At 36.0% G+C, this 15,853-nt stretch carries 18 protein-coding genes and 1 pseudogene; 4 read left to right on the forward strand and 15 right to left on the reverse strand.

All coding sequences use genetic code 11. From position 1 onward, the window contains the following. The first annotated feature begins 81 nt into the window (after positions 1–81). Entirely contained in the window at positions 82–1,737 is a 1,656-nt protein-coding gene (locus tag AC1Q51_RS14830; RefSeq protein WP_000456275.1) for a Na/Pi cotransporter family protein, read from the forward strand. 37 nt (positions 1,738–1,774) lie between these two features. Here the strand turns inward: AC1Q51_RS14830 and AC1Q51_RS14835 are convergent, their stop codons facing one another. After that, positions 1,775–2,770, reverse strand: coding sequence for a YhdH/YhfP family quinone oxidoreductase (locus tag AC1Q51_RS14835; protein ID WP_098672378.1), 996 nt, complete (start codon positions 2,768–2,770; stop codon positions 1,775–1,777). Between the two features lie 314 nt (positions 2,771–3,084). Between AC1Q51_RS14835 and AC1Q51_RS14840 the strand changes: the two genes are divergently transcribed. Together AC1Q51_RS14840 and AC1Q51_RS14845 are read left to right on the forward strand one after the other, a co-directional pair. Next, positions 3,085–4,284, forward strand: a complete 1,200-nt coding sequence (locus tag AC1Q51_RS14840; protein ID WP_086402826.1) for an LCP family protein — start codon at positions 3,085–3,087, stop codon at positions 4,282–4,284. A 148-nt stretch (positions 4,285–4,432) separates the two neighbouring features. Continuing rightward, on the forward strand, positions 4,433–4,873 hold the full coding sequence (locus AC1Q51_RS14845; protein WP_000642361.1) for a hypothetical protein: 441 nt from the start codon (positions 4,433–4,435) through the stop codon (positions 4,871–4,873). 69 nt (positions 4,874–4,942) lie between these two features. Here the strand turns inward: AC1Q51_RS14845 and AC1Q51_RS14850 are convergent, their stop codons facing one another. The 11 genes from AC1Q51_RS14850 to AC1Q51_RS14900 all read right to left on the reverse strand — a co-directional run bounded on the left by AC1Q51_RS14850 (position 4,943) and on the right by AC1Q51_RS14900 (position 12,689). After that, the gene (locus AC1Q51_RS14850; RefSeq protein ID WP_000060742.1) at positions 4,943–5,707 is read right to left on the reverse strand and encodes a sulfite exporter TauE/SafE family protein; all 765 of its coding nucleotides are present in this window, start codon (positions 5,705–5,707) and stop codon (positions 4,943–4,945) included. 33 nt (positions 5,708–5,740) lie between these two features. Then, a complete protein-coding gene (locus AC1Q51_RS14855; RefSeq protein ID WP_000437741.1) occupies positions 5,741–6,220 on the reverse strand; it encodes a DsrE/DsrF/DrsH-like family protein in 480 nt (159 codons plus the stop codon). A gap of 69 nt (positions 6,221–6,289) precedes the next feature. Then, positions 6,290–6,586 (reverse strand): rhodanese-like domain-containing protein, encoded by a 297-nt coding sequence (locus AC1Q51_RS14860; RefSeq protein WP_000661802.1) that lies wholly within the window; start codon positions 6,584–6,586, stop codon positions 6,290–6,292. Positions 6,587–6,600: 14 nt separating this feature from the next. Further along, positions 6,601–6,960, reverse strand: a complete 360-nt coding sequence (locus AC1Q51_RS14865; RefSeq protein ID WP_063546510.1) for a rhodanese-like domain-containing protein — start codon at positions 6,958–6,960, stop codon at positions 6,601–6,603. 38 nt (positions 6,961–6,998) lie between these two features. After that, entirely contained in the window at positions 6,999–7,229 is a 231-nt protein-coding gene (locus AC1Q51_RS14870; protein WP_014481958.1) for a sulfurtransferase TusA family protein, read from the reverse strand. 22 nt (positions 7,230–7,251) lie between these two features. Beyond that, positions 7,252–8,388, reverse strand: a complete 1,137-nt coding sequence (locus AC1Q51_RS14875) for an MBL fold metallo-hydrolase (RefSeq protein WP_001101341.1) — start codon at positions 8,386–8,388, stop codon at positions 7,252–7,254. A gap of 38 nt (positions 8,389–8,426) precedes the next feature. Beyond that, positions 8,427–8,987 carry a sulfurtransferase TusA family protein gene (locus AC1Q51_RS14880; RefSeq protein ID WP_000023953.1) on the reverse strand — a complete coding sequence of 187 codons (561 nt, stop codon included), beginning with the start codon at positions 8,985–8,987 and terminating at the stop codon, positions 8,427–8,429. Positions 8,988–9,075: 88 nt separating this feature from the next. Next, positions 9,076–9,339, reverse strand: a complete 264-nt coding sequence (locus AC1Q51_RS14885; RefSeq protein WP_000456206.1) for a metal-sensitive transcriptional regulator — start codon at positions 9,337–9,339, stop codon at positions 9,076–9,078. Between the two features lie 184 nt (positions 9,340–9,523). After that, on the reverse strand, positions 9,524–11,188 hold the full coding sequence (gene cdr, locus AC1Q51_RS14890) for a CoA-disulfide reductase (RefSeq protein WP_065482277.1): 1,665 nt from the start codon (positions 11,186–11,188) through the stop codon (positions 9,524–9,526). A 196-nt stretch (positions 11,189–11,384) separates the two neighbouring features. Further along, a complete protein-coding gene (locus tag AC1Q51_RS14895; RefSeq protein ID WP_000182102.1) occupies positions 11,385–11,969 on the reverse strand; it encodes a DUF3238 domain-containing protein in 585 nt (194 codons plus the stop codon). A 135-nt stretch (positions 11,970–12,104) separates the two neighbouring features. Then, positions 12,105–12,689 (reverse strand): DUF3238 domain-containing protein, encoded by a 585-nt coding sequence (locus AC1Q51_RS14900; protein WP_000247262.1) that lies wholly within the window; start codon positions 12,687–12,689, stop codon positions 12,105–12,107. Positions 12,690–12,835: 146 nt separating this feature from the next. Here AC1Q51_RS14900 and AC1Q51_RS14905 point away from each other — a divergent pair, with 146 nt between their 5' ends. Continuing rightward, positions 12,836–13,306, forward strand: coding sequence for a MarR family winged helix-turn-helix transcriptional regulator (locus AC1Q51_RS14905; RefSeq protein WP_000372892.1), 471 nt, complete (start codon positions 12,836–12,838; stop codon positions 13,304–13,306). Between the two features lie 44 nt (positions 13,307–13,350). Here the strand turns inward: AC1Q51_RS14905 and AC1Q51_RS14910 are convergent. The 3 genes and pseudogenes from AC1Q51_RS14910 to AC1Q51_RS14920 form a co-directional block, all read right to left on the reverse strand. After that, a pseudogene (locus AC1Q51_RS14910) lies at positions 13,351–13,497 on the reverse strand (neutral/alkaline non-lysosomal ceramidase N-terminal domain-containing protein); the annotation flags it as partial. A gap of 107 nt (positions 13,498–13,604) precedes the next feature. After that, positions 13,605–15,023 (reverse strand): stage V sporulation protein SpoVR, encoded by a 1,419-nt coding sequence (gene spoVR, locus AC1Q51_RS14915; protein WP_110497866.1) that lies wholly within the window; start codon positions 15,021–15,023, stop codon positions 13,605–13,607. A 114-nt stretch (positions 15,024–15,137) separates the two neighbouring features. Further along, positions 15,138–15,698, reverse strand: coding sequence for a nitroreductase family protein (locus tag AC1Q51_RS14920; protein WP_000214819.1), 561 nt, complete (start codon positions 15,696–15,698; stop codon positions 15,138–15,140). Positions 15,699–15,853: the final 155 nt, after the last annotated feature.

The following is a 15,853-nucleotide window of genomic DNA, read 5'->3' on the forward strand; positions in this document are numbered from 1 at the left end:
AATTTTACTACCAAACCGTTTACAGTGCCTCAAGGTTCAGTTAATAATTACATCGTACATGAAATTTAAGGAGTGGAATGCGTGGAATATAATGTTCAAGATATGATCTTCCAGTTCATTGGTGGATTAGGTATTTTCTTATTCGGGATTAAATACATGGGCGATGGACTGCAACAAGCAGCTGGAGATCGTCTTCGTGATATTCTAGATCGTTTTACAACAAACCCACTTATGGGTGTACTAGCAGGTATGTTAGTTACTGTATTAATCCAATCCAGTTCAGGAACAACCGCTTTAACAGTCGGACTTGTAAGTGCCGGATTTATGACATTAAGACAAGCAATCGGTGTTATTATGGGTGCAAACATCGGTACGACAGTTACTGCATTTATTATCGGAATTAAAATCGGAGAATATGCTCTCCCAGTTATGGCAGTTGGAGCGATCTTACTATTCTTCTTTAAAAATAAAAAAGTACATTCTGTAGGTCAAGTTGTATTCGGTTTTGGTATGCTATTCTTCGGTTTAGAATTAATGAGCGCAGGTATGAAACCTCTTCGTTCTTTAGAGTCATTCCAAGATTTAATGATTAGCATGAGTGATAATCCAATTTTAGGAATTGTTGTCGGTACAGTCTTCACTTTAATTGTACAAAGCTCAAGTGCAACAATCGGTATTTTACAAGAACTATTCGGTCAAGGTGCAATCGATTTACAAGCATCTCTTCCTGTATTATTCGGTGATAACATCGGTACGACAATTACAGCAGTATTAGCAGCAATCGGTACTTCAATTGCAGCAAGACGTGCAGCATTAGTTCACGTTATCTTTAATATTATCGGTACCATTATCTTTACAATTTTATTAGTACCATTTACAAGTTTAATTCAATATTTCCAAACATCATTAAACTTGAATCCAGAAATGACCATTGCATTTGCACACGGAACATTTAACGTAACAAATACAATCATTCAGTTCCCATTCATTGCAGTATTAGCATGGATTGTAACAAAAATTATTCGCGGCGAAGATTCTGCTATTAATTTCAAACCGCAACATTTAAATCCAATCTTTATTGAACAATCTCCAGCCATCGCTTTAACTGAAGCTCAAAAAGAGATTATCCGTATGGCTGAGTTCTCATTACATGGATTAAAAGAAGCAAATCAATTTTTAAATACACAAGACAAAAAACACGCAAACATGGCTACTCAATTAGAAGGAGCTATTAACAATTTAGATAAAAAAATTACCGAGTATTTAGTTTTACTATCAGAAAAGCCACTTTCACCTACGGATTCTGAAAAACATTCTGTTTTAGCAGGTGTTGTTGGAGATATTGAACGTGTCGGTGATCATGTAGAAAACCTTGTAGAACTTGTAGATTTCCAAATTTCAAACCGTGTTTCACTATCAGATGAAGCATTAGCTGAATTAAACGAAATGCTAGAATTAACGATTTCAACACTGCAAGACGCAGTTGAAGCTTTAACAAACTTCGATACTGAACTAGCTCAAACTGTTATTGCAAAAGAACGCAAAATCGATCAAATGGAACGTGTTCTTCGTAAACGTCACGTATTACGTCTAAACGAACGCAGCTGTTCAGGTGATGCAAGTATCATCTTCGTCGATATGGTAAGTAACTTAGAGCGCATTGGCGATCACGCTGTAAATATCGCTGACGGTGTTTTAGGCGAACAAGGAAAAATCAATTTAAAACAATCATTATAATAAGAAAGAGACGCTAACTTAAGCGTCTCTTTTTTCATTATATTTTAACAACTGTTCTTCCTTTTAACTTTCCTTGCAATATAAGTGCAAACTTCTTCTCTAATTCTTCTAATGTACATTCTTCTGTATAAGATAGTAATTCTTTATTTCCCCATTCTTTCGCTAAAAGCGTCCACACATCTCTTCTCACATCTACTGGGCATTGCACGGAATCTATCCCTAAAAGGCTTATACCTCGTAAAATAAACGGATATACCGTGGTTTGTAGTTCCTGGCCTGCCACATTACCGCATGTCGTTACACAACCACCATACTTTACTGTTTTTAAAGCTGTTTCTAACATATGTCCACCTACAGTATCGATAACTCCCGCGTATATCCCTTTTAACATCGGTCTTCCTGATTCATCATTTAATTCCGCGCGATGAATCACTTTTTTCGCTCCTAGACGTAGTAGCATTTCTTCCTCTTCCATTTTCCCTGTCGCTCCTACTACGTTAAACCCTAACTTACTTAATATACTAACAGCTACACTCCCTACGCCGCCTGTAGCACCCGTTACTAAAACATCTCCCATACTAGGCTTGATTCCTGCTCCAATAAGCTTATATACCGATAAAGCAGCAGTAAAACCCGCTGTCCCATACATCATACTTTCCTTTAATGACATTCCTTCTGGTAAAGGCACGACCCAAGATGATGGGACGCGAATATATTCTCCGAAACCACCAGAAGTATTCATACCTAAGTCATATCCCGTTACAATAACTTGATCTCCTACCTTAAAGGAGTTATCTTCACTACTCACAACTTCTCCTGCGGCATCAATTCCTGGCGTATGGGGATACGTTCTCGTAACACCTTTATTACCAGTAGCTGAAAGAGCATCTTTATAATTTAATGAAGAATAATGAACTTGTATGAGTACGTCTCCCTCAGGTAAACTACTTACTTCTCTCTCAACAACTTTTCTTATAAACTGATGATTTCCCGTTTCGTTCACAACGATTGCTCGGAATGATGTATGATTCATTATGCTCTCTCCTTTATCCGTCAAATTCTTCTTTATTATATAGAAGAAATAAGTAAGCTTACTCATTTCTTCTTGGCTATATTTCAACAAATCTTACTTCCCTATCTCTTTCTCATAATATATATTTTCATTTCTACTAATAGCCCTTATACTTATTCTACATCTACAAAATAATATATAGAAAATCTGACTTTTTATAAATAAATTGAATTTTTACGAAATGTAAATGATTTGTAATGTTTTTTTTCGCTAAATTTCATTATAATAAGTGGATATGAGTGTCGTATTTCAATCCAAATGAAGGAGTACAAGAAATGGAGCAAAACCCATCTTTGCAAGAAAATACACGCAGTAAACCGAAAAAAAATAAGAAAAAAATAAAAATTATTATAAGCGCTATACTATTCGTTTTATTAATAGGCGGCGGTTATACTTGGTTTTTAGTAAATAAAGCATCTTCTGCTGTTCGAAATGCCGCACACGATTTAGCACGCGGTGATAAATCTGATTTACGAGATAAAGCTGTAAAACCTATTACAAATAACGTCTCTGTTTTAATAATGGGTGTTGATGAAAGCGATGTCCGAGGAAAAGAATATGGTGAAGCTATAAGAACAGATGCGCTTTTACTTGCAACATTTAATAAAGATAGCAAAACTGTTAAACTATTGAGTATCCCACGTGATACATATACTTATATTCCAATAGAAAAGAAAAAAGATAAAATTACACACGCTCATGCATTCGGTTCTGCTAAAAACGGAAAAAATGGCGGACCACAAGCAAGCATTGATGCAGTTGAAAAATTAATGAATGTTCCTGTCGATTATTTTGTGAAATTTAACTTTAAATCATTTATAAAAATCGTCGATGACTTGGGCGGTGTTGAAGTTGATGTACCAGTTGAATTTACTGAGCAAGATAGCAATGATAATGCTGAGGCAATTCATCTAGAAAAAGGTGTTCAAAAGTTAAATGGCGAAGAAGCTCTTGCTCTTGCTAGAACAAGACACATCGATAGCGATGCAATGCGTGGACAACGTCAACAACTCGTTATCGAGGCTATTTTAAAGAAACTAACAAGTGTTGGTTCTGTAACAAAAGTTGGCAACATCATTGATGATATTAACGGACAATTCGTTACAAACTTAACATTTGATGATATGCTTTCATTCTATAAATATGGATCGGATTCGGAAATTGAGAAATTACAAATCCAAGGTGATGATTGCTATATGGCAAAAGGTGACGATACATGTAGCAAATCTGCTGGTGGTGGTCGAACTTACTACTACAATCCAGATAAAAAAGAATTAGCTAATGTTACAAATGAACTTCGTACTCATCTTGGGCTACCTGCATATACAAAGTCTGACTCAGACTCTGATTCGAAAAAGACAAAAGAATCTAAGTCTGAAAATTCAAGTGAACGCGAATCAAGTAACAATGAAGTGAAAAATAAGAACAAAAATAGCAGTGAAGATACAGAACCATCGTCTAACGACAATGAATAGTAAAGAAGCAGTACTCTATGGAGGTAGAGTACTGCTTCTTTTTATTTCTTCAGAATCAAAAATCAGAACTTTCTAACTATCTTTTTTAATATTTTTAAATTATAATAAATAGTAGCAATCTATTCCAATTATCAGGGGGCTCATACATATGAAAGCTGCAGTAAAACATAACATCTCAGATTTTAAAGACTACTTAAAATCCAACGATATATACATGGAAGAAAATATAGATGAAAATGATGGCTCTGTTCATTTTTCAGTAGGATTAGAGACAGAAGCTGGCGCAAAAATTCAACTTATCGCTGCTTTCCAAAACGAACATCCTACGGTAGATATATACTGCTTCAATGTTGCTCACGTGCCTGATGCAACATCAACAAATGATATTTTACATGTTATTAATGAATTAAACACATCTTATCGCTTTGCAAAATTCACATTAAACAAGCAAAATGCAATTGATATTTCAGCATCTCTTGCATTCTCAGAACCAAACTTTAATCCAGCACTTGTCTTTGAACATACGAGAATGCTATATAAGTTAGCAAATGACGAATATAAAAACTTAATGAAAGTTATTTGGGCATAAAGTAAAACTATAATCCGTTAGGTTTACGGACAATAAATAAAAGGATGGGCTGTAAGCAGCACCATCCTTTTATTTTGATATCATATCGATCCACATTTTAACAGCAGTGCCTACAATTAAAGTGGACAATACATATTGCAGTACTTTTTGATTTAGCCTCTTCCCGACTCGTGCTCCAAGTGGCGCAGCAAATATACTGGCAACCGCAATAATTAGAGCTGGAATGATAACTACTTGCCCAGTAATCACTTTTCCTGTAGTAATCCCTATTGAGGAAATAAACGTAATAGCGATAGATGTCGCGATCGTCATGCGCAGTGGTAATTTTAAAATAACTAGCATAATGGGAACTAAAAGGAACGAACCTCCAGCTCCTATAATGCCTGAAGCTCCCCCTACAACGAACGCTAACAAGCTTGCTAACCATTTATTATACTTCACATCTCCACTATTATTTTGTTTCGGTACAAACATCATAATAGCTGCAATTGTAGCTAATGCTGCATAAACAACATTGACTGTATGTTCCTCTAATATGTTAGCACCGAAACTCCCTATGAAGCTTCCTATTAATATACTAGCTCCCATATACATAACTAACGTTTTATTCATGTCATTACTTTTCCGGTATGCCCACGCGCCTGCAAAAGTTGCAAAGAATACTTGTACCGCTGTAATACCGCTCACTTCATGTGACGTATAGCCAGTAAATCCTAGCAATACTGGAATGTATAAGATCATCGGATAATTAATAATCGCGCCACCAATCCCAACCATTCCTGATATAAACGATCCTATAAACCCAATTATAAAAAGTAATACGACTAAGCTCATCTTACATCCCCCGCCTTCTAAAAAGAAGGTGATTTAAATGAATAAGTTTACATTCCCATCCGAAGCATCTGCTAAATATGCCCCTACACCTGCAAACTCTACCCCTTCCATAATCTCTTCCTCTTTTAACCCTAATAAATCTACTGTCATTTGACAAGCTACAAGTTTAATTCCTTGTTCTTTCGCCAAATCAATTAAATCTGGCAAAGGCATTGCGTTATGTTTTTTCATAATGCCTTTAATCATCTTCGGCCCCATGCCAGCAAAATTCATTTTGGATAATCCCATCTTATCAGCACCGCGTGGCATCATTTTTCCAAATACTTTTTCTATAAATGTTTTCTTTACATTCACATGTTCATCTTTCCTTAAAGCATTTAATCCCCAGAAAGTATGAAAAATAGTTACCTCTTGATCATACGCCGCTGCGCCATTTGCAATAATATAAGCAGCCATTGCTTTATCGTAATCCCCGCTAAATAAAACGATTGTTGTTTTCTTCTGTTGTTCCATATTGTTCTCCCTCCAATTACCTATAGGGGTATTTATTTATTTATAAAAAGGCCCAAATCACTTACTTCACTATATGACTTTACCTTCCCACGCTAACATACCACCTACCATATTGATTGCTTGAAAACCGTAGCTCTCTAGAAACTGAACTGCTCTTCCACTTCTTCCGCCAGAGCGACAAACGATAATATACTCTTTCTTTTTATCCAACTCATGCATTCGAAACTCTAATAGCCTTAGCGGAATATTACATGCTTCTGGAATTCTCCCTTCTGCTACTTCTTCTACTTCACGGACATCTACGATATTTACTGCTTCTTTACGTAACAATTTTTCTTCTAATTCTTTTGCTGTCATTTCTTTCATTTTAAAGTCCCTCCTCACAAAGCATTCATACCACCCGAAACGTTTATTACTTGCTGAAACCCTAGTTTTTTCAACATCTTTGCAGCTTGCTTACTTCTCATTCCACTTTGGCAAATAACGATTACTTCCTTATTTTTATCTAACTGACTTGCTCTACTAGCTAACTCATTTAACGGGATATTCTGAAATCCTTTCATATGATTTCCTCTATATTCACCTACTGTACGAACATCGATACGTTGTTTCCCCTTTTTTTCCACTATATTCTTTAATTCTTTTCCACTGATATTTTGCACACCTTTCACTGGTAAAAATCGTGAAATAACAAACCATGCAGCAAGTACAATGAAAAGCGTACTTAATATTGTGTTCATATAACCAACCTCTCTGCATTTATAACAATATTTTTTTCCTACGCCTTCTTAATCCAAAACTTCAGCACATCAGCTTCTTCTACATGCTTTACGATGTCATGACCACTTTTATTTGCCCACGCTGGAATATCCTTAACTGACCCTTTATCCGTTACGTGTATTTCTAACACTTCTCCAGTTTGTAGAGTATCCATTGCTCTCTTTGTTCTTACAATCGGCATTGGACATGCTAAACCTTTCGCATCTAATACTTGTTTTATATTCATCATCAATTCCTCCAATTTGTTATTTTTATAATGACTCATGCACTGCACAACGATTTGGGCCAATCTCCATTTCACGCTCTTCTTCCACACTCGGATGAATTTTCCCCATATTCGTTTGACGAATTTCTTCATATGCATTTGGTTGTGGCGGTAAGTTCTCTGTCACAGTTTTACGAAACTCTATTTCATCAACAATATTTAACCCTACATTCTCTTTAAATAGCTCTTGTAAGCTCGCACTCACAATGCCTCTTTCATCCATTTCACTTATTTTTGAATAATGAGCTGGTAAAACAATTAAATCTTGAGACAGTTCCTTATACAGCGTATATAACGTATTTCGTAAATCACTCACCCAATCTTCAGCCTTACCAGCAAGGTCAGGACGCCCAATTGAATCTACAAATAAAATATCACCTGATAATAAATAAGAATCATCTACAATGAATGACGTACTTCCAATCGTATGCCCTGGTGAGTATAACGCGTCAATTTCAATTTTTGTACCCCCCACCGTAATAACAGATCCTTCTACAAGTGGTTCATATGAGAAAACGACTTCCTCGGCATCTTTTGGCGGTAACCAATACGTACCACCTACCTTTTCAGCTAACTTACGTCCTCCGGAAATATGGTCTGCATGTAAATGTGTATCCATTACATTCGTAATCGTAACGCCATGCTCTTTCGCAAACTCCTCATATGCTTCAACCGTTCTTACTGCATCAATAACTGCTGCTTCACCGTTAGAAACAACCATATAAGATAAACAGCCTTTTCCAAGACGATTAAATTGATATATACTTCCTCCGCCCTGTACATCCCCTACTTTTAACGGCTTCACATATTCACTCCAAGCTTTCATACCACCAGCTAAATAATAAATATTTTGTAATCCCGCCTCTGTTAATTGCTCTGCTACAAATATAGAAGACCCTTCTTTTGCACATACTACTAAAACATCTTTATCTTTAGGTAATTCACTTACAATATGATCTACACCATCTAACAAATCAAAGTAAGGTCTATTAATAGAAGAAACTTGTTTCCCTTCAATTTTCCAATCTTCATAATCCGTCTCATTGCGAACATCTAAAATAAATAACTCTCCGAATAAAACTTTCTCTGCCACATCTTTTGCTTGTAACGGTTTAACATTCATTTAATTACCCCCATAGGTATATTTTCGTTCAAAAAAATTTACTTCTCTATATTCCCTTGCCACTCTACCATACCTGGAATGACATTTTTCACATTTAAATAACCTTTCTCATTCAACATTTGGCAAGCTATATCACTGCGATTACCAGTTCGGCAAATAACATAAATTTGCTTCGTCTCATCTAACACTGCGCTGTCTAATTCACCTAATGGTACCGAAATGGCGGATGGAATATGGCCAAAAGCAAATTCCGCTGCTTCGCGAACATCTAATACAATGCTCTCTTCTCCATGAGACAATATAGACTGTAATTCTGCATTCGTAATTGTATGAGGATATTTCACAACTTCATTCACTTCATGCTCGTTTGCTTTCCTAACATAATGCACCAATACATCCCCCTCTTGTTTCGTCCCGATATATTGATGTCCTACTTTACTCGCCCAACTTTTTATATCTACCGTAGATCCTTTATCTGTTGCCTTAACTTCAATCACTTGCCCTGGTGCCAATCCTTCTATCGCCTTCTTCGTTTTCACAATAGGCATCGGACAAGCCAAACCTTTACAATCTAAACTCATATCCACTTTTATACTCATAATCGATTCCTCCACAATCCATATACATATACCTGCAGGGGTATATTAAAACGTTTTTGAAAATCTGTCAACAATTATGTTTGACAGATTATCGGCTTTTTACAAGTAATTGAACAGCTTCTTTAATTAACTCTTCATTTGAACCATTACCACTTTCAAACTGTTCACGCAAACATTGCTCTAAATTCGTTCCAACAACGAGCCCAATTGTACGATCAAGGGCAGAACGAGATGCCGTTAACTGTGTAATAACTTCTCGGCAATCTTTTCCTTCTTCCATCATACGAAGCACACCACGAACTTGACCTTCAATACGTTTCAATCTATTTTTCATATCTTGATTATATTCCATTCTATAATCACCTCATTACCATTATGTCACCATTTATAACCTATGACAATATATTATACCCTATAGGGTATTTTGTAAACCCCTATTTTTAATTTTTGTCTTATATGTTCGCAAACCAAAAAATAAAACCTTAATCTATAGATTTTCATCTTCCACTAAATCTTGAAGTAGAAGATGAAAAATATCAATATACAACACGTTCTGGCAATACTGTCCCATACAACTTAAAACCACCATCTACATTCTTTACCTTATATCCCTTTTCCATTAACATACGCGCTGCAACATACCCTCTCATACCAAGTTGGCAAGTGATATAAATTTCTTTGTCCATTGGTACTTCATCCAATCGATCACGTAATTCATCTAACGGAATATTAATAGAGCCTTTAATCATTCCCTGTTTTAGTTCATTAGGTTCTCGAACATCAATAAGGTACCCACCATTTTCAACAATGTGATCTATTTCATGCCATTGCACTGTGTCCACAAAACCATCTACTATATTACTTGCAGCATATCCCACCATGTTTACTGGATCTTTTGCAGAAGAATACGGCGGGGCATATGATAATTCTAAATCTGGTAAATCGATTACAGTTAAATTTGCCTTCATTGCCGTTGCAATAACATCGATACGCTTATCTACTCCATCACGCCCTAAAGCCTGTGCTCCGTAAATTTTTCCGCTTTCTTTATTAAAGATTAATTTTATTAGCACTGGCGTAGCATTCGGATAGTATCCCGCATGAGAATTTGCCTGTACATGTACTACCTCATAGGGTATATTTAATCGTTTTAATATTTTCTCATTTACTCCAGTCGAAGCAACTGTTAAATCAAAAACTTTAGCCACAGAAGTTCCCATCGTACCTTTATATAAAGACTCCGTATGACCATGAATAATATCTGCTAACATGCGACCTTGACGATTAGCTGGCCAAGCTAAAGGAATCATCGTTTCTGTTTCTGTAACAAAATCTTTCACTTCAATCGCATCACCAATTGCATATACATATGGGTCAGATGTTTGAAATTTCTCATTTACCTTTATCGTTCCTCTAACTCCTAATGCTAATCCTGCATCTTTCGCTAAACTACTCTCTGGTTGTACACCAATTGCTAAAATAATCATATCTGTCTCTATAATTGAACCATTTTTTAAACGTACAACAGTCCCGCTCTCTTCTAATGCATCTACACCATCTTCAAAAACAAGCTCAACATTGTGCACCTTCATATGCTCATGTACATATACTGCCATTTCATAATCGATTGGTGGCATCACTTGATTCGCCATCTCTACAAGAGTAACTTCAATCTCACGTTCTCTTAAATTCTCAACCATTTCCACTCCAATAAATCCACCACCAACAACCGTCGCATGGCGTGGTTTCTTCTCATCAATATACGCTTTTATACGATCTGTATCAGGTACATTTCGTAACGTAAACAACGCCTTCGCTTCTTCAATGCCCGGAATAGGTGGAACAATTGGTTTCGCCCCTGGTGAAAGAATCAAAACATCATATTCCTCGTTATATGTTTTACCTGTAGTTACATTCTTTATAGTAATTGTTTTCTCTTCTTTATTAATCTTTACCACTTCACTCAATACACGTATATCTAAATTAAAACGCTTTGACATCCTTTCAACAGTTTGTACTAATAATTTTTGTCTTTCTGTAATGACACCGCCAATATAATATGGCAATCCACAGTTTGCAAATGAAATGTATTCACCGCGTTCAACCATAATAATTTCATCTTCCTCACTTAAACGACGAAGCCTTGCAGCTACTGATGCCCCGCCGGCAACTCCGCCTACTACAACTATTTTTCTGGACATATTTTAAACCTCCATATTATTTAATTTTCTCATGTACCACAAAAACATATACCCGTATGGGTATATAATAGAGTATAAAAAATTTAATTTCAATCAATATGTCTTTCTTTCACAAATTTGAAACAAATAAAAAAGAACTTAGATATCTCCAAGTTCTTTACGAATGAAGCAATCCATCGTTCCATTTTCATACTTCCTATAATCTCTTTGTAAAACTATACTCCATGTTCCCGCCTAGTGCTGCAGCTGTATCACCAGTTTCTCTAAAATCATGTGTATATATTTTTTCAAATGAATCGAAATCTACTTGCTTATAAAATTCAAAACAAGGGAATCCATCATGCTCTCCTTGAATATCAATACTACCATCCTTTTTCACACATACATGTAATAAATAATCTACAGGAGGTGCATATATATTTAATGGATTACTTGCACTCGCACTCATTTTAAATTGCACACCACCAGGATTCCATACGATATTCGTGCACACAATATTTTCAGTACTCGCTTTTCCTGTTCTTTTATTCACAGAACCATCTGGATTCGTAACCTTCTCTGTCGTAATACCCGTGTTCGCATATGAAAACACTTCTTCTTTATAAAAATCCACTACTACCTCTTGCTCAACTCTAGAGCGCATCGCATTTACCGCATACGGTGTGAATTCACGTGAATCACCTTCGAATTGAATTACTTTTCCTGTTTCCATATCCTTCTTAGCCTCAGTCCAAGACATTGGAATAAATACACTGGCTCTAATTTTCACGATATTAGTCATAAGAAACACCTCTATAATTTTATTTTAGATACGGCATAATCTTGAGTAAAACAGCCCACAATCTCGCTATCATAATAAATAGCTTTCTCTTTTACGCTTGCTACTTCCTTCTGAAAAATAGCGCTATATTTACAGCTAGATTATCGTTTTAAAGCTATATTCCATCTCTCCAGCTAGTGCTGCTGGGGTATCATCCGTTTTTCTGAAATCATGTTTGTATATCAATTCAAACGAACCAAAATCTACTTGTTTATAAAATTCATAGCAAGGGAAACCATCATGTACACCTTCAATATTCACAGTACCACTTTCATTAGCTCGTATAGTCAAAAAATAATCAGCTGCAGGTGCTGCTGCGTTTAAAGGATTACTTGCACTTGCTCTCATTTCAAATGAAACTTCATCTTCACTCCATACAATATTTGTACATACAATGTTTTCTGTACTTGTTTCTCCCTTTTGATACTCAATTGAGCCATCTGGATTTGTAATCTTCACGGTGACGATACAAGCATCTGCATATGTGAAAATTTCTCTTTTATAAAAATCAATATTTACTTCTTGTTCTAACCTTGAACGCTTTGTGTTCACAGCTTGTGGTGTAAACTCACGTGCATCTCCAGCATATTCAAACACTCTTCCTGTTGCAGGGTCCTTAATAGGTTCCAGCGATGCATACGGTGCAAATACACTCCCTCTAATTTTCACGATATTAACCATGTGAAACCTCCATTGATTCTATATTATATAAATCATTATTTGTTCTACCAACATAATATAGTCAATTTGATTGACTATATTATACATAGTACAATAGGTATTACATATAGTCAACTTAATTGACTACAAACGCGGAGGTTATATACATGGATCAAACATTCAACGAGTTAGATCTTACATCGCTTTTATCATTATCATTTAGCACATTAATCACTGAGCTACATGACAAATTAAGTGAATTAGGATTTGAAGATATTAGGCCAGCACATGGTTTTATGTTCAAACGCATCCTTCCTAATGGGGCAACTGGTATAGAGCTAGCTGAGTATTTGGGGATTTCCAAACAAGCTGTAAGTAAAATGGTGGATTCTCTTGAGAGTAATGGCTACGTTACACGCAAAACACATCCTACTGATAAAAGAGGTAAAATCATCGTTTTAACCGAACGTGGTTTGTCAGTAATGAGAGCAAAAGAAGAAATAGTAGCTGAAATAGAACAGCGATGGATTGAAAACATAGGTACAGAACGAATGCAAATGCTGAAAGAGGATTTAACAACATTCGTTACTAAAGAAAATACAGAGAAATTATCATCAAATATACGACCTGTCTGGTAAACAAAAAACGAATCCACTTTGATTCATATTTTTCAAAATGGATTCGTTTTCATTTCATCTTTTTCAAATACAAAAACTGTCCCATAAATACGCTCTTCAACATTATTTATGCCTGTCTCTCTATGATATCCGACAAAATCAATACCTACAGGCGGCGTAATATCAACCTTACATACCCCTACTTTGCTCATTTTAATCGCTCCATTTCTCTATATAACTCCCTTTTTTCAAGAATAGCATATTTAACTTGGTTCCAAATAAAAAGAACGGACACAGTATCCTATGTCCGTTCTTCCCCTCACACATACTTCCGGTGCACCATCTTCCCATCATAAGAAAACACAACGCCCTTACTCTCCACGATGGACTCCATATGCACCGTTCTTCCCCATAGCTGATGAAGATATGGTAATACTTTTTCTAAGTATTTTAAATCGAGCTCGATTCCTTCGTAACTATGTTTAATGTATAATTCTCCGTTCTTTAAGTAGTCTCCATCTTCTACTACTAAGTACGGGAACCCACCATTTGTCCGCATATTTACGAGTTGATCACGCACATTCTCCCATTCTTTATCTATTACTTTATATTCTTTTCCTTGGCGCTGGAATAAGTACATATCTTCTCGCATAACAAGATCTTTATTTAAGTAGTTTCTTAGGAACGATACGTCCCATTCAATTTCGCGTACTTCAAACATTTTATCACGGCCAGATCCTGGTTTTACGCCTCGTCGTTTCATTTCTTCTGTTGGGTTGTTGTAACGGTCTTCAATATCTTCAAACATTTTAATCCCAAGGTAGTATGGGTTAATGCTTGTTTTTGATGGCTGTACAACACCCGCATTTAATTTCGCAAATTCAATTGCTTCATCAGATGTTAAGTCCATTTCACGAAGTATGCGTTGATGCCAATAGGACGCCCAGCCTTCGTTCATGATTTTCGTTTCAAGCTGCGGCCAAAAATATAACATTTCCTCACGCATCATCGTTAATATATCACGCTGCCAATCTTCTAGCTCACGGCTATATTCTTCAATAAAGAGGAGTAAATCTTTCTCTGGTTGCGGCGGGATTTTCTTCTTTTTACGTATATTAGAGCGTTCTTGTTTTTTATTTCGGTTATCTAAATTCCATAAGTCATCGTATTGTGATACCTTTTTCTTTTCTACTTCGTCCTCTTCTAAATCATCAATACTCCATGCGAGCTTCGGACGCATAAGCGACGGATCAATATGCTCTTGAATGGCAAGTACGGCATCTAAAAATGTTTCTACCTCTGCTTTTCCGTACTTATGCTCATACGCTTTCACACGGTCCGCTGTTGCCGCCATACTCTCTACCATATCTCGCTTCGTATTTGAAAAACGAATATTATTTTTGAAGAAATCACAGTGTGCTAAAACGTGCGCTACAATTAATTTGTTTTGAATTAAAGAGTTCGTATCTAATAAAAAGGCGTAACATGGATCAGAGTTAATAACGAGTTCGTATATTTTACTAAGTCCCAAATCGTATTGTAATTTCATTCTGAAAAATTGTTTTCCAAAACTCCAATGTGAAAACCTTGTCGGCATCCCATATGCACCAAATGTATAAATAATTTCCGCTGGACATATTTCATAACGCATTGGATAAAAATCAAGCCCAAATCCAGTCGCAATTTCCGTAATTTCCGCAATCGCATATTGCAGTGCTTTATCGTCACTTGCTCTCATTATTTTCCCTCCTTACACTTTCCCTTAAGAAAGTGTATGATGAAAAACAAGCTTTCATGAGGATTGATTGCATAATAAAAAGACACCCCCGCAAAAACGAGAATGTCTCATCTATTAACCTTCAATAATCTCCATCTTCTCCGTAATCGGAGTACGAGCTTTTCCTTCTGGCGCTTTATCGAAATAGCCGATATGAAGAATTCCAACGATACGTTGGCCTCTTGTTAAACCGATTCCTTCTATAAATAATGGATTGTAGTTTAATCCGCCTGATTTCCAAACGCAACCTAATCCACGTTCCCAAGCAAGAAGTTGGAAGTTTTGCATAAATGCACATGTTGCAGCGTAATCTTCATCACGTTGAATTTGACGCGGATCTTCATTTATATATACAACGATTTGTGCAGGCGTGCTTAAGAAACGATCTGATAAAATTTTACCGCGTTTCGCTCTTTCTTCTTCTGTGAAAGAATTTAATACTGCATCTACTAATTTCTTGCGGCCTTCTCCGATGTATAGTTTACAATTCCATGGTTCACGGTGCTTATGATTAGGTGCCCATGTTGCATCATTTAATAGTTCAATTAATAAATCTTTTTCTACTGCTTTGTCTGTAAATGTACGAACAGAGCGTCTTTCTTTAATCACATTAGCGATGGAAGTATATGTAGTCATATTTATCTCTCCCTTATTTTTATCTATATGTATAAGTTTATCGTTAGTATTGATATTGATTTTCAATTTCGATTATACCTTAGTTTTTTACTATTAATCAATGTTTTATGTTGGAAAACTTCTAAAAACGTCATTCTATGCTGTGAATAAAAAAA

Source organism: Bacillus sp. MT94 (assembly GCF_058792475.1).